Source organism: Streptomyces sp. NPDC004658 (assembly GCF_040609555.1).
Taxonomy (GTDB): Bacteria; Actinomycetota; Actinomycetes; order Streptomycetales; family Streptomycetaceae; genus Streptomyces.
Genome location: NZ_JBEXKG010000048.1, coordinates 21,134 through 37,997 on the forward strand (window position 1 = coordinate 21,134; position 16,864 = coordinate 37,997).

A 16,864-nucleotide genomic window follows, 5' to 3' on the forward strand; every position below is an offset into this window, starting at 1 on the left:
CAAAGGAAGCCGACCTCATGCTGCGCATCGCCGTCCCCAACAAGGGTTCACTGTCCGGCCCTGCGGCGGACATGCTGCATGAGGCCGGCTACCAGCAGCGCCGTGAGTCCAAGGAACTGCGCATCGTCGACCCGGAGAACGAGGTCGAGTTCTTCTACCTCCGCCCCCGCGACATCGCGATCTACGTCTCCTCCGGCCGCCTCGACATCGGCATCACCGGCCGTGACCTGCTGATCGACTCCGGCGCCGACGCGGAGGAGATCCTTCCGCTCGGCTTCGCCCGCTCCACCTTCCGCTTCGCCGCCAAGCCCGGCACGGCCGACGGCATCGAGGACCTCAAGGGCAAGACGGTCGCCACCTCCTACGAGGGCATCGTCGACAAGCACCTGACGGACCGCGGGATCGACGCCTCCGTCGTCCACCTGGACGGCGCCGTGGAGACCGCGATCGAGCTGGGTGTCGCCGAGGTCATCGCCGACGTCGTCGAGACCGGCACCAGCCTGCGCAACGCGGGCCTGGAGGTCTTCGGCGAGCCGATCATGAAGTCCGAGGCGATCGTCATCCGCCGCACCGGCGCCGACGCCGAGGAACCCAAGGTCCAGCAGTTCCTGCGCCGTCTCCAGGGCGTCCTGGTGGCCCGGACGTACGTGATGATGGACTACGACTGCCGGGTCGAGCAGCTGGAGAAGGCCGTGGCGCTCACCCCCGGCCTGGAGTCCCCGACCGTCTCCCCGCTGCACAACGAGGGCTGGGTCGCGGTCCGCGCCATGGTCCCCGCCAAGGAGGCCCAGCGGATCATGGACGACCTCTACGCCATCGGCGCCCGCGCCATCCTGACCACGGCCATCCACGCCTGCCGCCTGTAAGAGGTACGCCGAGAGATGTCCGACCGAGAGTTGTCCGACCCGCCCGCTCTTCCCCGCCTCCCCGTCACCTTCCGGCCGGGGCACACCCGGGCGATCCTGCTCACCGCCGGTGTCGTGATCTTCCTGGTGATCTCCGGGATCGCGATGCTGCTGGAGCATCTCGGCCCGGGCTCGCGGCTCAGCTTCATCGTCACCGGAGCGCTGATCTTCTGGGCGCTGGCCCGGCTCGCCCGGGTGAAGGTGGTCGCCGACGAGTCCGGCGTCACCGTCGTGAACATCGCCGGCAAGCGGCGTCTGGCCTGGGCGGAGATCCTCCGGGTGAACCTCCGGCCGGGTGACCCGTGGGTGTTCCTCGACCTCAGCGACGGCACCAGTCTGCCCGCGCTCGGCATCCAGCCGGGCATCGCCAAGCAGCGGGCCATCGCCGACGCCAAGGCCCTGCGCGCGCTCGCCGAGGCCCACTCGGCGCCGTCCGCCCTGCCGCATGAGCCCAGATCTTGATTAATCTGGTGGGCGGAGGCCGTCTCGCTGCGCCTCCGCCCCTGCGCGCCGCCCGGTGCACAGGGGTTCCTGCTACCCGAGGAGTGACTCCCTCCGGCGATGGACGGATCGTCCTGTAGTACCTGCGCCACCCCTGCCCGACAGAGCGGGAAGGCGGTGGCAGCGTGACCATCCCCCTGCTGCTCCTAGGAGCGGCGTTCCTGCTGATTCTCGCCAACGGCTTCTTCGTGGCGGCCGAGTTCGGCCTGGTGACCGTCGAGCGACCGGAGGCCGAGAAGGCCGCCGACGACGGCGACACCCGCGCCCGTACGGTCGTGGAGTCGCTGAAGGAGCTGTCCTTCCAGCTCTCCGGCACCCAGCTCGGCATCACCATCACCTCCCTGGTCGTCGGCATGCTCGCCGAACCGGCCCTGGCGGCGCTGCTGCGCGGCCCCTTCACCGCGCTCGGCATCCCCGAGGGCGCCGCCTCCGGCGTCGCCGTGGTCGTCGGCATGCTGCTGGCCTCCGCGATCCAGATGGTGATCGGCGAACTCGTCCCCAAGAACTGGGCGGTCTCCAAGCCGTTGCAGGTCGCGCGCTTCGTCGCCGGCCCCCAGCACCTGTTCTCCCGCCTGTTCCGCCCGGTGATCTCGGCGCTGAACACGGTCGCGAACCGGCTGGTCCGCGCCCTCGGCGTGGAACCCGCCGACGAGCTGGCCTCCGCCCGCACCCCCGGCGAACTCGTCTCCCTGGCCCGGCACTCCGCCCAGGCCGGCGCCCTGGAACAGGACACGGCCGACCTCTTCGTCCGCACCCTGTCCCTGGGCGAGCTGACCGCGCAGCACGTCATGACCCCGCGCGTGAAGGTGAGCGCGCTGCAGGACTCGGCCACCGCCGAGGACGTCGTCAACCTCACCCGGGCCACCGGCCTGTCCCGCTTCCCCGTGTACCGGGAGAAGATCGACGAGATCGTCGGCATGGCCCACCTCAAGGACGCGCTGGCGGTCCCCGTGCACGAGCGGCTGCGCACCCCGGTCAGCCGGATCGCCCGCAAGGCGCTGCTCGTCCCCGAGACCCTGCCGGTCCAGCCGCTGCTCGCGCGGCTGCGCAGCGAGCAGCCCATCGCGGTCGTCGTGGACGAGTACGGCGGCACGGCCGGCGTCGTCACCCTGGAGGACATCGTCGAGGAACTGGTCGGCGAGGTCCGCGACGAGCACGACGCCAAGGACACGCCCGAACTGGTCCCCGCCCCGCCGGAGGACGGCAGGCCCGCCTGGGACGTGGACGGCAGCTGCCGCGTCGACGTCCTGCAGCGCATAGGCCTCGACGTGCCCGAGGGGCCGTACGAGACCGTCGCCGGCCTGGTCGCCGACCTGCTGGGCCGGATCCCGGCCCCCGGAGACCGGGCCGAGCTGTCCGGCTGGCGGCTGTCGGTCCGCCAGGTCGGTCACTACCGCGCCGAACGGGTCCGCCTGGTCAGGACGGCCCCGGCGGCGAACGTGGTGGAGGCCGCCCGGTGAGCGTCCTCCAACTGGTCTTCGCGGCGCTGCTCGTGCTCGCCAACGGTTTCTTCGTCGGCGCCGAGTTCGCGCTCGTCTCCGTCCGCCGCAGCCAGATCGAACCGCTCGGCACCGCCCGGGCCCGGCAGGTGCTGTACGGCCTGGAACACCTGCCCCAGATGATGGCCGCCGCCCAGTTCGGCATCACCGTCTGCTCGCTGACGCTCGGCGCGGTCGCCGAGCCGACGGTGGCGCATCTGCTGGAGCCGGTCTTCGAGTGGATCCACCTCCCGCACGGCATGATCCACCCGCTGGGCTACGTCATCGCCCTGGCCGCGGTGGTCTTCTTCCACCTCGTCATCGGCGAGATGGTCCCGAAGAACCTCGCCATGGCCGCCCCGGAGAAGGCGGCGCTGTGGCTCAGCCCGGGGCTGGTCTGGTTCGCCCGCCTCTGCAAGCCGATCACGGTGTCCCTCGGCGCCTGCGCCCAGGGCATCCTGCGGCTGTTCCGGGTCGAACCGAAGGACGAGGTGGAGGCGGTCGTCACGACCGAGCAGCTCAACCGGCTCCTGGAGGACTCCGGCCAGGCCGGCCTCCTCGACCCGGAGGAGCGCGAGCGCCTGGAGGACGCCCTGGAGCTGGGTTCGCGCCCGGTGACGGACGTCCTGCTGCCCCGGGAGGGCCTGGTCACGGTGACCCCGGCGGTCACCCCGGGCGAGATCGTGCAGCTGACCGCCCGCACGGGCTACTCCCGCTTCCCGGTCGCGGCCGGCGAGAAGGGCCCCTTCATGGGGTACGTGCACGTGAAGGACGTCCTGGACCTGGAGGAGTCCGACCGGGCCGTCCCACAGCACGTGTGGCGTCCGATGGCCACGCTCCGCTCCGAGCTTCCGCTGGACGACGCCCTCACGGTGATGCGCCGGGCGGCCACGCATCTGGCCCAGGTGGCGGACGCGACCGGCAAGGTGCTGGGGCTGGTCGCCCTGGAGGACGTCCTGGAGATGCTGGTGGGCGAGGTCCGCGACCCGGCGCACCGGGACATGCCGGAGCCGCGCGTCAGCGGGGAGCCGGAGGGAGCGCTCGCCGGCTAGCCCGGCCCGGGGAACTGCGCGGCGGCCGGCCGGTGGCGGGCCGGCCGCGCAGTTCCCCGCGCCCCTTCGGGGCGCTTCACACACCCGACGGATCCTGGGGCCCCCGGCCCGACAGCACCTCTCCGTACGCCTGCATCAGATCGGGCAGGCGCAGGGTCGCCAGGTCGTCCCGGGACAGGGAGCCCGCGTACGTCGACAGCCGAAGATCCCGGTACGCGCAGCTCTTCTCGTACAGCGTCCGCAGGAACCGGCCGTTGCCCAGTTCGTCGATCCACCCCTGATCGACCACGTGCCCGGCGATGGACCGCAGCTCGTCCAGCGCCTCCTCGTCCCACACATCCCCGTTCTCCGCCGCGAGCACCTTGCCGATCTCGGTCAGCTCCAGCGGCCGGTAGGAGGGGAAGTCCACTCGGGTGGTGAAGCGGGAGGACAGCCCCGGGTTGGCAGTGAGCAGCCGGTCCATGCCCTCCGGGTAGCCGGCCAGGATCACCACCAGGTGGTCCCGGTTGTCCTCGGCCCGCTTCAGCAGCACCTGCAAGGCCTCGTCGCCGTACGCGTCCCCCTTGCCGTAGCCGGAGTTGGACAGCGAGTACGCCTCGTCCACGAACAGCACCCCGCCGATCGCGGAGTCGATCAGCTCGTTGGCCTTCACGGCCGTCTGCCCCAGGTACTCTCCGACCAGGTCGGCGCGCTGGGCCTCGACGAGGTGGTCCCCGCCCAGCAGCCCCAGCGCGTAGAACACCCGGCCGAGGATCCGCGCGACCGTGGTCTTGCCCGTGCCGGACGGGCCGGAGAAGACGAAATGCCGTTTGGGCGGCTGGACCGGCAGCCCCTGCCCGGCCCGCAGCCGCGCCATGTTCAGCTGCGCCGACAACGCCTTGACCTGGCGCTTGACCGGTTCGAGCCCCACCATGCGCTCCAGTTCGGCGAGCGCCTCCTCCAGTAACGCGGGGTCCGTGGGACCGGCCGGGACCGGCGCGGCGGACGCTCCGGACGGCCCCGTCTTGGTCCGCACCGAGGGGTCGGTCACCGACGGCAGCGGCCCGGTCGGCAGATCGGGCTCCGGCAGCCGCAGATCCCGGCCCTCCGTGCCGAACAGCGGATCGAACCCGTCCGGCCCGTCCACCGTGTCCTGCCCCGTGCCGGTCAGTGTGATCGCGGCGTAGTCGGCCGCCTCGTCGTACCCGTCGCCCTCGGAGATCGCGGCGAGCCGGGCGGAGGTGTCCATGAACGCCGGGTCCACCCGGTGCACCGCGCGGTACAGGGGGAGCGCGGCGGCCGAGCGCCCCTTCCCCTCGTGGGCCCTGGCCAGCCAGTAGCGCAGTTCCTTGCGCTGCGGCTGCTCGCTGCGGCACCGCATCAGCGCCGCCGACAGCAGCGGCTCGGCCTGGCCGTACATCTCCAGCCGGACGCGGGCCATGCCGCCGAAGAGGCCGGCCTCGATGCCGAGCAGCGGATCGTCCAGCAGCGGATCGGTGTGCCGGACCAGCTGTTCCCAGTCCTTGACCAGATAGGCACGGCAGGCGTGCAGGAAGCGGACCTGCGGATCGGCGTCGACCGGGGGCAGCCCGGCGAGGGCGCGGTCCAGCTCGGGCACGTGCCGGCCGTCCAGCCAGTGGGAGGCGTGCGCCAGCAGCAGATCGCGTGGGCTCTCCAGCACCGGCTGCACCCACCAGCCCAGCCAGTACCAGGAGTTGAGGCTTCGCCGGTGCCGGGTGCGCTGTTCCCCGAAGCGGTCGCGGTGCCGGAACATCCGCAGCAGCGCGGTGGTCGTGTCCACCCGGAGCGCGTGCAGCCCGAGCCAGGCGTCCGCCATGCCCGGGTCCATCCGCACCGCGGTGCGGAACTCCTCCTCCGCCTGCGGGTAGGCGCCCATCGTGTAGGCGTCCACACCCCGCAGCCAGGCGAGGTCGGCCGGAGCCTCGGGGCCCCGCGTGCCGAAGTCCATCACGTCCCCCCACAGACCGTGCCCCCGTGGTTCACCACCGGGCAGTCGCCCGACGGCCGCCGCGGTCGAACCGCTGTGCCGCGGACCGGAGTTGCAGGTGCGCGAGGCAGCCGCTCGAAGGTCGCACCGAGGGCATCGTACCCGCGGTACCCGCGCGCGCCGAAGGGTGCCGCACGGGGCGTTCGACGAGGTGGGAGCAGACGGGGCGCACGGCGTTTCGTGACCGAGGGTGAGAGTGCGGGTGCGCCGGGCGCCCGCGGAACGGTCTTCGCGGGCAGAACGAAGCCCCCGGTCACGGGGGAACAACCGGGGGCTTCGCGTCGGTGGGCGGCTCCGAAAGCCGCACATTGAGAACGTAAGACCTGTACGGCCCCCCGGTCAAGCGGAGTTGAGGGACTCGGAGAAGTTGCCCCGCAAGGCTCTTCACGACTTCACCACATCCGGGGCGGTCCGTCACCGAGCGTCACATTCGGCCCGGCTTCGGGAGTCGCCGCCGGTCCCGGCAGCACCTCATATCCCTCAGGTGTCTGGAGTACCAGCAGGTCGGCATGGGAGCGCGAGGGATCCCCGGCGAAGTGCGCGTGCTCCGCGGCGACCCAGCCGTCCCAGAACTCCCGCTGCTCCGCGCCGTCCCGTCGCCGCCCGCGCGCCCAGGACTCCTCCCGGGGCACCTCCATCCACAGCAGCCGGGCCAGGTGCGGTCGCAGGGCCCGGCGGCCGGCGCCGACGCCCTCGATCAGGACGACGGGTGCGGCCGGCAGCGGGCGCGGGGAGCCGAAGGTGCGGGCCCGCCAGTCGTAGGGCGTGTAGTGCGCGCTCTCCCCCCGGGCCAGGGGCTCGATCACCTGGGTCATGAGCCGGTCGGTCCACGCGAAGAGCCGCTCATGGCTGGCGATGTCGTCGAGGTGGAGCACCGGGGCCCCGCCCAGCGCGTGCGCCAGCCGTCCGGCGAAGGTCGACTTCCCCGAGCCGGCGTGCCCGTCGACGGCGACGAGCCGGACCGGTCCCAGGGAGGGCGGGAGCCCGTGCAGCCGGGCGGCGAGGTCGTGAATGGCGATTCCCGGGGTGTGCTGTGTGTGGGGCATGAGGTCCGGTGTCGTGGGTTTTCCGTGAAAAACAGTGTAGGGGTGGCCGCGGGCCCGTAGTTGTCCCGTCTTGAACCATCGGCTGGCGGCCAGTCAATGGCACCGATAAACCGTCCGAATCCGCTGACCGATATGTCGAATTCGGCGTTCCCGGTGTGCCCCACGCTGAGTAAGGTGCCTCCTGCGCAACGTGATGCGTCGAACGGGGACCGGCAGGGGGACCATGGCCGCGGAATTATTCGAAGGGCACTATGTATGGCATCCGGCGGCCGACGACCGGGTCCTGGCGAGCGTATGCGTCGATGTGCGCGCGGGACGCCATCGATACGCCCACGAGGCCCTCGCCGAGACGCGTTCCGACTTCGCCCTGCGTGCCCACCGCTCGCTCGTCCTCGCCTCCGAGGCGGCCGGCACCGATCTGGTGGAGCGCTGGCTGGCCGAGGAGCCGACGCCCGAGGCCAGCCTCATGTGGGCCCGGGTCGCCGTGCAGCGCGCCCTGCGGGCCGCCGACGCCCGTGACGAGCGCGCGGGGGCGCTGGAGCGGATCGCGCTGACCGCCTGCGACCGGGCCGCCGAAGCGGCCCCCGCCGACCCCACCCCCTGGGTGGCCAGGCTCGCCATGGCCCGGCTGCACCGGCTGCGCGACCCTGCCCCGCACGGCCTGCTCACCTCCCCGCCCGGCCCCTGGCGGCTGTTCGCGCACATCCTGTCCCTGGACCCGTGGCACCGCGAGGCCCACCACCGCTTCCTGTCCTGCTTCTTCACGCGGTACGGCGGCTCGGTCACCGCGGCCTGGGACGTGGCCGCCTTCCTCAGCCAGCGGGCGCCCGCCGACTCCGCCCTGCGGCTGCTGCCCCTGGTGGCCCTGGTGGAGAGCTACAACCCCACCCAGCTCCTCGCCGACCGCGTCTGGGAGCAGCCCCAGTGGCGCTCCACCGCGCTGGCGATCTACCAGCACTGGCTGCCCACCGTGGCCGGTTACCGCTTCACCCCCGTGCTCGACCTGGCCTACCTCGCGCACGCGCTGGTCATGGCCCAGCGCGCGTTCGAGGCCCGGGCGGTCTTCACGGCGATGGGCCCGTACGCCTCGCGCATGCCGTGGAGCGCCTTCGGCGACCCCGTCGAGCAGCTCTCCCGGGCGCGGCGCGCCTGCGGCCTGCCCGTCCCGGGGCCCGCCTGACCACGCTCGTCCCCCAACCCCCACCTCAGAAAGGCCGATCTGTGTCGGAACGGATGTCGACTCCCCGGGCCCGCGCCCGCTCGGCGGACTCCGTCGTGCTCGACGACGACGCCACCCTGCACGCGATGGGTTATCCGCGGAAACTCACCCGGCGCTTCCAGGCGTTCGACAATTTCGCGATCTCGTTCACCATCATCAATATTCTCTCGGGTATATTCTCGTCCTTCGGATTCGGTATGAACGCGGGCGGTCCCCGCATTCTCGTGTTCGGCTGGATCGGCGTCTCGGTCATGGTGCTCCTCATCGGCGCCGCCATGGCGGAAGTCGCCTCCGCCTATCCGACGAGCGGTGCCCTGTACTTCTCCGCCGGGAAACTCGCCAAGCGGCACAAAGGCGCCTGGTCGTGGTTCACGGGCTGGCTGAACTTCGTCGGCCAGATCGGCGGCACCGCCGCCACCGGCTATGCCGCCGCCACCTTCATCCAGGTGTTCGTGCAGTTGCAGTGGCCCTCCTACGAGCCGACCGCGCACCAGACGGTCCTCATCACGGCCCTGATCATCGTGCTGCAAGGGCTCGCCAACACCTACACCGTCCAGCTCGTCGCCGTACTGAACCGCATTTCCGTGTGGTGGCTGCTGATCGGACTCGTCGTGATCGTGGGAGCACTCATCGTGATGCCCGAGCACCACCAGTCCGCGTCCTTCGTCACCCGTTTCGAGAACAACACCGGCTTCACGAGCGGGCTTTACGGCGGCATGCTCGGCCTGCTGGTCACCAGCTGGACCTTCACCGGGTTCGACGGCAGCTTCCACATGTCCGAGGAAACGGTCCGCGCGACGGTCAGCGCCCCGAAGGGCATCACCCGCGCCATCGGCTGCTCTGCGATCACCGGTCTCGTCCTGATGCTGGCCCTGGTCTACAGCATCGGCGACTACGCCCGGGTGGCCGGCGCCGCCGCACCGCCCGTCCAGATCCTCATCGACGGCCTCGGCCTGCGCACCGCCAAGGTGATGCTCCTCATCGTCATCGGCGCGATGCTCTTCTGCGGTCTGGCCAACCTCACCAGCAACACCCGGCAGATCTTCGCGTTCTCGCGGGACGGGGCCATGCCCGGCTCCCGCTGGTGGCACTCGGTCTCGCTGCGCACCCGTACGCCGGTGAAGGCTGTCTGGCTCGCGGTCGCCTGCTCGCTCGCCCTGGTGGTGCCGGGCTGGTGGTCGCACACGGCGTTCACGGCCATCGTCAGCGTCAACGTGGTCGGCCTGTTCCTGGCCTACGCCGTACCGATCTTCCTGCGGCTGCGGCTCGGCGACGCGTTCCAGCCCGGCCCCTGGCACCTGGGCCGCTGGGGCAGGCCGATCGGCTGGCTCGCGGTGACCTGGATCCTGCTCAGCAGCGTCCTGTTCATGCTGCCGCAGGCCTCACCCATCACCGCCGACTCCTTCAACTACGCGCCGATCGCACTCGCCGTCGTGCTGCTGGTGGCGACGGTGTGGTGGTTCGCCACGGCCCGCCGCCGCTTCCAGGGGCCGGTCAGCTACGGGCGCCCGGACGAGGTCGCCGCGATGGACCTCGTCTGAGGGTGTCCCGGGCGCAGGGGCGCGGGGGCCGCTAGCGTCCCGGTGCGCAGCGGCACCGCGACACGGCCCCGCGTCCCTTCGGGCCCTCCGTCAGTGGACCAGACCAATATTCGTTTCCGCGGCATGCGCGGAAGTGCTGGCAGCGAGATCCGGCCTGCTTCATAGTTACCGCACCGGATCAGCCCGTCTCGGACACCCTGGGGGTCATCGCGCCCATGAGCAGAGCCCAACAGCCGTCCCGCAGAACCGTTTTGGCCGTGGCCGTCGCCGCGGCGGTGACCGGCACGGCGGTCCCCGCCGCCGCCGCACCGCGACCCGCCGGCACCGACGACCCCGGCCAGGCGCAGGCCCGCCCGATCGACTACCACTCCTGGACCACGTTCCGCGACTGGCGCTGCGGCACCGCCCAGGGCGCCCGGCCCGTCTCCGGCAGCCGCCCCGGCGTCGTGATCGGCGCCCCCGCCGGCCGGACCGACTACACCGACCCGCACACCGGGACCACCGCCACCTGGGAGTACGCCACCTGGACCTCTCCGGTGCACCGGCTCACCGTGCCCGCGACCGAGGTCATCGCGTCCTGGAACGCGCACACCCCCGCCGGCACCTGGCTCCAGGTCGAACTGCACGGCACCTACTCCGACGGCACCGACACACCCTGGTACGTGATGGGCCGCTGGGCCGCCGGCGACCAGGACATCAAGCGGACCTCGGTGGACGACCAGACGGACGGCAGGAGCACCATCTGGACGGACACCTTCGCCATCGACGACGCGAGCACCGGCCTGCGCCTGACCTCGTACCGGCTGCGCCTCACCCTGTACCGCCGGCCCGGCACGCACCTGACTCCGACGGTCTGGCGGCTCGGCGCGATGGGCTCCGACATCCCCGACCGCTTCACCGTGCCGGCCTCCGCCCCCGGCCTCGCCCAGGAACTCGCCGTCCCGCGTTACTCGCAGGAGATCCACAAGGGCCAGTACCCCGAGTACGACAACGGCGGCGAGGCCTGGTGCAGCCCCACCTCCTCCCAGATGATCATCGAGTACTGGGGCGGCCGGCTCACGCCCGAGCAGCTGTCCTGGGTCGACCCGTCCTACGCCGACCCACAGGTCTGTCACGCGGCTCGGTTCACCTACGACCACCAGTACCAGGGCTGCGGCAACTGGCCCTTCAACGCGGCCTACGCGGCCACCTTCGACGGCCTTCAGGGCGTGGTCACCCGGCTCGCATCCCTCACCGACCTGGAGACCCTGATCGCGGCCGGCATCCCGGCCATAACGTCCCAGTCGTTCCTCAAGGAGGAGCTGACGGGCGCCGGTTACGGCACCTCAGGCCACCTGATGACCGTCATCGGCTTCACCGCGGACGGCGACGTGATCGCCAACGACCCCGCCTCGCCGAGCGACGACGCGGTGCGGCGCGTCTACAAGCGGCGCGAGTGGGAGAACATCTGGCTCAGGACCAAGCGGTACAACGCCTCCGGCAAGGTCGTCTCCGGCACCGGAGGGGTCTGCTACCTCTACTTCCCGGCCCACCCGACCCCGCAGCAGCGCAAGGCGCTCGCCGCGGTGGGCGTGTACTGACACCGGGTTCGCGGCGTGTGACCAAGCTCATCGCCGCGAACGCCGTCGCGGGTGGCATGGTGGACGGATGGGTGGGGGGATTCCGCCGTATACGTCCGACCTCTGCGAGTAACACCATGACCGCACACCCGGCCACCGCCACCCGCGCCGTCACCGGCGGCCCGCAGGAAGACGGCCCGAAGATCGTCGAGCACGTCATGGGATGGGTCCTCGTCGCCGTGTTGGCGATGCTCGTGACCCAGCTCGGCCTGCTCTGAACCGACCCCTCCCGCGTGCGGCTTGTTCTGACATACTGCCGCTGTCCCGTCGCACCCGGATCAGGGCCGGTCTTGAACATGCCGCAGCAGCGTGTCGTCACCCAGGCGCGCGGCACCGAGCGCTCCGTGGCGCGCCGCGCCGAACTCATCGCCATCGGGCGGAAGTTGTTCGCCGACACGTCCTACGACGCGTTGTCCATGGACGACATCGCCCGCCAGGCACAGGTGACCAAGGGCCTGATCTACTACTACTTCCGGTCCAAGCGCGGCTACTACCTGGCGATCATCGAGGACTCCGTCGCCGACCTGGTCACCTCCGCCGCCGGCGGGGTCCAGCTGCCCGCCGTGGACCGTGTGCACCGCACGATCGACGGCTACCTGCGCTACGCCGAGCACCACCAGGCCGCCTACCGGACCATCGTCAGCGGCGGCGTCGGCTTCGACACCGAGGTGCACGCCATCCGGGACGGCGTACGCGAGGCGATCGTCACCACGATCGCCGAGGGCGCCTACGGCCGTGGCGACATCTCCCCGGTGGCGCGGATGGGCCTGCTCTCCTGGGTGTGCAGCGTGGAGGGGGCCACCCTCGACTGGATCGACCACCCCCGGCTGTCCCGCGACACCCTGTGCGAGCTGCTGGTGAAGACACTGGGCGGGGCCCTGCGCGCCATCGAGGAGCTGGACCCCGCCCACCCGGCCCAGCCGCCCGCCCGGCGGGACCGCTGATCCGGGAGAACCGTCAGTTGATCGCCTTGATCAGCTCACCGTTCGCCGTGTCGCCGCTCAGCTCCCAGAAGAAGGTGCCGCCGAGGCCCTGCTGGTTCTTGTACGTCATCTTCGTGGCGATGGTGGCCGGGGTGTCATAACTCCACCAGTCGCTGCCGCACTTGGCGTAGGCGGTCCCGCCCACGGTGCCGGTCGCCGGGCACTTGGTCTTGAGGACCTTGTAGTCGTCGATGCCCTGCTCGTACGTCCCGGCCGCCGGACCCGTGGCCGTACCGCCGGGGGCCGCCTGGGTGACGCCGGTCCACCCGCGCCCGTAGAAGCCGATGCCGAGGAGCAGCTTGGGGGCCGGGATGCCGAGGCCCTTGAGCTTGGCGATCGTCGCCGACGTGTAGTAGTTCGCCTTGGGGATGCCCGAGTAGGAGTTCAGCGGGGAGTGCGGGGCGGTCGGGCCGGTGGCGTCCCAGGCGCCGAAGTAGTCGTACGTCATCGGGTTGTACCAGTCGACGTACTGGGCGGCGCCGGCGTAGTTCGCGGCGTCGATCTTGCCGCCGCTGGTGGCGTCCGCGGTGATCGCCGCCGTCACCAGGTTCCCGGAGCCGAACTTCGAGCGCAGCGCGGCCATCAGGTTCTTGAACGCCTCGCGTCCGCTGGTGTCGCAGGTGTTGCCGCAGGCGTTCGGGTACTCCCAGTCGATGTCGATGCCGTCGAAGACCCCCGCCCACTTGGAGTTCTTCACCAGGTCGTAGCAGGACTGGGCGAAGGCGGCCGGGTTCTTCGCCGCCTCGCCGAAGCCGCCTGACCAGGTCCAGCCGCCGAAGGACCACAGGATCTTCAGGCCGGGGTGCTTCTTCTTCAGCTTCAGCAGCTGGTTGAAGTTGCCGCGCAGCGGCTGGTCCCAGGTGTCGGCGACGCCGTCGACGGACTCGGCGGCGGTGTAGGCCCGGTCGGTGGCCGCGTAGGAGTCGCCCATGGCGCACTTGCCGCCGGTGACGTTGCCGAAGGCGTAGTTGATGTGGGTCAGCTTGGCCGCGGAGCCGGAGGTCTCGATGTTCTTGACGTAGTACTTGCGGTCGTAGGTGCCCCATTCGGTGAAGTAACCGACGACCTTGGAGCCGGCGGTCAGCTGCGGGGCGCTCGGTGCCGCCGCGGTCGCCGTGCCCGTCCCGGCCAGCAGGCCGGCGCCGAGTGCGGCGGTACACGCGGCCGAGACCAGGGCCCGGACGAGGGAGCGGTGGGGAGAGTGCATTCGGGTGTCTCCTCGTGGGGGAGAGGGGAACGCGCGCCGATTGGCATGAACGCGGTAAAGCGTTGGTCATGCACCCTAGGAGGACTAGACCATTAGGTCAATGGTTCGGACCAATATTCGGGGCTGCGGGCAGCCCCGACTGGACTCCTGAAGTGAGCGGTCGTTAACTGGTGACGGGAGGTCGCTGATCGGGCATACTCACTGCGCATGCCGCTGGTCAGCAGCTTCCGAGACCCGGGAGCGGGCGCCTTCGGCGAAGCGCGATCATCAGGCGGAGCCGCCCCCCACCCCGGGCCGGACCGCCGGTGCCCGAACAGGGAGGAGCCCGACGCCATGTCCGACCGCGACCCGCAGCCGGTGGAGCGTCAACTGCCGACGGAAGAGGCGAGGGATCTGCTCGCCCTCGTCCGGGAGATCGCCCAGCGCGAGATCGCGCCCCGGGCCGCCGAGGAGGAGGACGCGGGACGCTTCCCGCGCGAGACCTTCGCTCTGCTCTCCGAATCCGGCCTGCTGGGCCTGCCGTACCCGTCCGAGTACGGCGGCGGCGACCAGCCCTACGAGGTCTATCTCCAGGTCCTGGAGGAACTGGCCGCGGCCCGGCTCACCGTCGGCCTCGGCGTCAGCGTCCACACGCTCGCGTCCTACGCCCTCGCCACCTACGGGACCAAGCAGCAGCAGGTCGAGCACCTGCCCGCGATGCTCGGCGGGGGCCTGCTCGGCGCGTACTGCCTCTCCGAGCCGTCCTCCGGCTCGGACGCCGCCTCCCTGCGCACCAAGGCCGTCCGGGAGGGCGACCACTGGGTGATCGACGGCACCAAGGCCTGGATCACCCACGGAGGGATCGCCGACTTCTACACCGTGATGGCCCGCACCGGCGAGGACGGCCCGCGCGGGATCACCGCCTTCCTCGTGCCCGGCGACGCACCCGGCCTGAGCGGTGCCGCGCCCGAGAAGAAGATGGGTCTGAAGGGCTCACCCACCGCGCAGGTGCACTTCGACGGCGTCCGCGTCCCGGACGACCGGCGCATCGGCGAGGAGGGCCAGGGCTTCTCCATCGCCCTGGCGGCGCTCGACTCCGGCCGGCTCGGGATCGCCGCCTGTGCCATCGGCCTCGCGCAGGCCGCACTGGACGAGGCGGTCCGCTACGCCACCCAGCGCCGCCAGTTCGGCCGGCCCGTCGCCGACTTCCAGGGCCTGCGCTTCATGATCGCCGACATGGCCACCCAGATCGAGGCGGGCCGCGCGCTGTACCTCGCCGCGGCCCGGCTGCGGGACGCGGGCAGGCCGTTCGCCAAGCAGGCCGCCATGGCCAAGCTGCACTGCACCGACACCGCCATGAAGGTCACCACGGACGCGGTGCAGATCATGGGCGGCTACGGCTACACCGCCGACTTCCCGGCCGAGCGCTATATGCGGGAGGCCAAGGTGCTCCAGATCGTCGAGGGCACCAACCAGATCCAGCGGATGGTCATCGCCCGTCACGTGGCGGGGCCAGAAGGTCGCTGAACTGGCCCGTGAGCACCGTCGGGGCCGCCAGCCTGATCCACTCCGGGTCATGGCGGCCCGGCAGGGTGCGGCCCCGGTCGGCCCAGGTCCGCATGAGGTCCCGGTAGATGGGCGGGTCCGGCGGCGCGGCCGGGGGTACCGATTCTCCGGGGCGGGGGACGAAGATACGGCGCTGACGCCCTGTTGCCGAGTAGGTGGGGGTCATACCAGGGCAACGCGGCGACGGCCGGACAGGTCACCCTCCGAGGGAATCGAGCTTCAGTTCATCCTCGTCTGGTTCCCGCTCCGGCCTCCCGCGGCCCGCTGACGTACCGTCGGCGGGCCGTCGTCCACGTGTGCGAGGGCGGTCGGCGGCGGACGGACCGCCGGGCCGGCTGTACGGCCAAGTCCCCGCGCGCCCTGCGGAGTTGCTCGTCCCCGCTCACCTCTCACCCGGGCGGGGTGAACCTCGGCCGGGCGGGTGGGGTGAGCGCGGGGCGGGGTTTGCGCGGACTGGCGTGAGGGCGCCGGCTCAGGCGGCCTGGCGGCGCATCGACGGCACGCGCATCGGGCGCGAGCCCGGGCCACCGACGTGCGAGAAGGGCTGCGTCCGCCAGTTCAGCCCCTGGGGGAGCGTGAGCAGCAGGGCGGTGTCCTGCTCCTGCGGCTCGAACGACTCGTCCGCGGGGCGGGCGTCGGCCGCCGCACGGCCCGTACCCGCGCACACCGTGAGCCCGAACGGGTTCCACGGCGAGGCGCACAGCGCGTGCTCCGGCAGCACCTCCTCGTCCGCCAGCAGCGCGATCGGCTGCGCGCAGTCCGGGCAGATCACCCGGTACATCTCGAAGGTGTCGTAGGCGTCCGGATCCTCGTCGTAGGCGTCGGCTTCGACGCCCTCCGGCTCGGCTTCGGCGACCGGCTGCCGGTGCGTGGACGTGGATCGACCAGGGCGATGGGCACTCTGCATGGGATTCTCCCCCTAAGGCTGGGCCGTGAAGGCGCTGCGGCCTCGACCACAGCAAGCACTTCCCGCCGGGTCTCGGCGGTAATCACGAGAACATCACGGAGCCTGCCCGAGGCGTGTGGTCTTCGTCACATGCCGTATGCAGGTGCCCGTCCCGGTGCGTTTTCTGCCGAACAGGGAATGACCTGCGCCTCTCAAGGTATCCGCGGAGATCAAGCGCACTGTAGGTTTTGGCGGCATGGAGGAGCTGGACCGTCAAATCGTGCAGCTGCTCGTCAAGGACGGGCGGATGAGCTACACAGACCTGGGCAAGGCCACGGGCCTGTCCACGTCGGCCGTGCACCAGCGGGTGCGCCGGCTGGAACAGCGTGGCGTCATCCGCGGCTACGCCGCGGTGGTCGACCCCGAGGCCGTCGGGCTGCCGCTGACCGCGTTCATCTCGGTGAAGCCGTTCGACCCCAGTGCCCCGGACGACATCGCGGAACGCCTCGCCGGCGTCCCCGAGATCGAGGCGTGCCACAGCGTGGCGGGCGACGAGAACTACATCCTCAAGGTGCGCGTGTCCACCCCGCACGAGCTGGAGGAACTGCTGGCCCGGCTGCGCACGCTGGCGGGGGTCTCGACGCGGACGACGGTGGTCCTCTCGACACCGTACGAGGCCCGGCCGCCGAAGATCTGACAGCCGACGTCCGCCGGCCGACGGCTGAGCCCGCACTTGGCAGCCGCCGGCACTGGCCGCCAGCCGGCAGCCCGCAGTCGGCAGCCCCCGGCTCCGCAGCTGCCAGCCCGCGGTCGGGAGCCCCCGCTGAGCGCAGCCGTCGGCGCAGCCCGCATGCGCAGCCGACAGTCGGCAACCCCGCCCGCAGCCGAGCCGCCA

At 71.4% G+C, this 16,864-nt stretch carries 15 protein-coding genes; 11 read left to right on the forward strand and 4 right to left on the reverse strand.

Features of this window, described 5'->3' with window-relative positions:
• Nucleotides 1-17 precede the first annotated feature (17 nt).
• From hisG to ABZV94_RS18795, 4 genes are all read left to right on the forward strand, one after another.
• Nucleotides 18-866, forward strand: coding sequence for an ATP phosphoribosyltransferase (gene hisG, locus ABZV94_RS18780; protein ID WP_356341470.1), 849 nt, complete (start codon nucleotides 18-20; stop codon nucleotides 864-866).
• A gap of 15 nt (nucleotides 867-881) precedes the next feature.
• Entirely contained in the window at nucleotides 882-1,367 is a 486-nt protein-coding gene (locus ABZV94_RS18785) for a PH domain-containing protein (RefSeq protein ID WP_356341472.1), read from the forward strand.
• A 164-nt stretch (nucleotides 1,368-1,531) separates the two neighbouring features.
• Entirely contained in the window at nucleotides 1,532-2,866 is a 1,335-nt protein-coding gene (locus ABZV94_RS18790; RefSeq protein WP_356341473.1) for a hemolysin family protein, read from the forward strand.
• Nucleotides 2,863-3,936 carry a hemolysin family protein gene (locus ABZV94_RS18795; protein WP_356341474.1) on the forward strand — a complete coding sequence of 358 codons (1,074 nt, stop codon included), beginning with the start codon at nucleotides 2,863-2,865 and terminating at the stop codon, nucleotides 3,934-3,936. Before ABZV94_RS18790 ends, ABZV94_RS18795 begins: the two co-directional genes overlap by 4 nt.
• Before the next feature lie 76 nt (nucleotides 3,937-4,012).
• On the opposite strand, the gene ABZV94_RS18800 is transcribed toward ABZV94_RS18795, so the two are convergent.
• Nucleotides 4,013-5,884, reverse strand: coding sequence for an AAA family ATPase (locus ABZV94_RS18800; protein WP_356341476.1), 1,872 nt, complete (start codon nucleotides 5,882-5,884; stop codon nucleotides 4,013-4,015).
• Nucleotides 5,885-6,315: 431 nt separating this feature from the next.
• On the reverse strand, nucleotides 6,316-6,969 hold the full coding sequence (locus tag ABZV94_RS18805; protein ID WP_356341478.1) for a hypothetical protein: 654 nt from the start codon (nucleotides 6,967-6,969) through the stop codon (nucleotides 6,316-6,318).
• A gap of 223 nt (nucleotides 6,970-7,192) precedes the next feature.
• Between ABZV94_RS18805 and ABZV94_RS18810 the strand changes: the two genes are divergently transcribed.
• The 5 genes from ABZV94_RS18810 (at nucleotide 7,193) to ABZV94_RS18830 (ending at nucleotide 12,292) form a co-directional block, all read left to right on the forward strand.
• Nucleotides 7,193-8,149, forward strand: coding sequence for a hypothetical protein (locus ABZV94_RS18810; RefSeq protein ID WP_356341479.1), 957 nt, complete (start codon nucleotides 7,193-7,195; stop codon nucleotides 8,147-8,149).
• Between the two features lie 41 nt (nucleotides 8,150-8,190).
• The gene (locus tag ABZV94_RS18815; RefSeq protein WP_356341481.1) at nucleotides 8,191-9,729 is read left to right on the forward strand and encodes an amino acid permease; all 1,539 of its coding nucleotides are present in this window, start codon (nucleotides 8,191-8,193) and stop codon (nucleotides 9,727-9,729) included.
• 215 nt (nucleotides 9,730-9,944) lie between these two features.
• Nucleotides 9,945-11,309, forward strand: a complete 1,365-nt coding sequence (locus ABZV94_RS18820; protein ID WP_356341483.1) for a peptidase C39 family protein — start codon at nucleotides 9,945-9,947, stop codon at nucleotides 11,307-11,309.
• 116 nt (nucleotides 11,310-11,425) lie between these two features.
• The gene (locus tag ABZV94_RS18825) at nucleotides 11,426-11,566 is read left to right on the forward strand and encodes an SCO1431 family membrane protein (RefSeq protein ID WP_356341484.1); all 141 of its coding nucleotides are present in this window, start codon (nucleotides 11,426-11,428) and stop codon (nucleotides 11,564-11,566) included.
• Between the two features lie 78 nt (nucleotides 11,567-11,644).
• Nucleotides 11,645-12,292 (forward strand): TetR/AcrR family transcriptional regulator, encoded by a 648-nt coding sequence (locus ABZV94_RS18830; RefSeq protein WP_356341486.1) that lies wholly within the window; start codon nucleotides 11,645-11,647, stop codon nucleotides 12,290-12,292.
• 13 nt (nucleotides 12,293-12,305) lie between these two features.
• Here the strand turns inward: ABZV94_RS18830 and ABZV94_RS18835 are convergent, their stop codons facing one another.
• Nucleotides 12,306-13,538 (reverse strand): glycoside hydrolase family 18 protein, encoded by a 1,233-nt coding sequence (locus ABZV94_RS18835; RefSeq protein ID WP_356341487.1) that lies wholly within the window; start codon nucleotides 13,536-13,538, stop codon nucleotides 12,306-12,308.
• A gap of 333 nt (nucleotides 13,539-13,871) precedes the next feature.
• Here ABZV94_RS18835 and ABZV94_RS18840 point away from each other — a divergent pair, with 333 nt between their 5' ends.
• Complete coding sequence (locus ABZV94_RS18840; protein ID WP_356341489.1) at nucleotides 13,872-15,044, forward strand: acyl-CoA dehydrogenase; 1,173 nt, start codon at nucleotides 13,872-13,874, stop codon at nucleotides 15,042-15,044.
• A gap of 511 nt (nucleotides 15,045-15,555) precedes the next feature.
• On the opposite strand, the gene ABZV94_RS18845 is transcribed toward ABZV94_RS18840, so the two are convergent.
• The gene (locus ABZV94_RS18845; protein WP_356341490.1) at nucleotides 15,556-15,990 is read right to left on the reverse strand and encodes a hypothetical protein; all 435 of its coding nucleotides are present in this window, start codon (nucleotides 15,988-15,990) and stop codon (nucleotides 15,556-15,558) included.
• 235 nt (nucleotides 15,991-16,225) lie between these two features.
• Here ABZV94_RS18845 and ABZV94_RS18850 point away from each other — a divergent pair, with 235 nt between their 5' ends.
• On the forward strand, nucleotides 16,226-16,666 hold the full coding sequence (locus ABZV94_RS18850) for an Lrp/AsnC family transcriptional regulator (RefSeq protein ID WP_356341492.1): 441 nt from the start codon (nucleotides 16,226-16,228) through the stop codon (nucleotides 16,664-16,666).
• The last annotated feature ends 198 nt before the right edge of the window (nucleotides 16,667-16,864 follow it).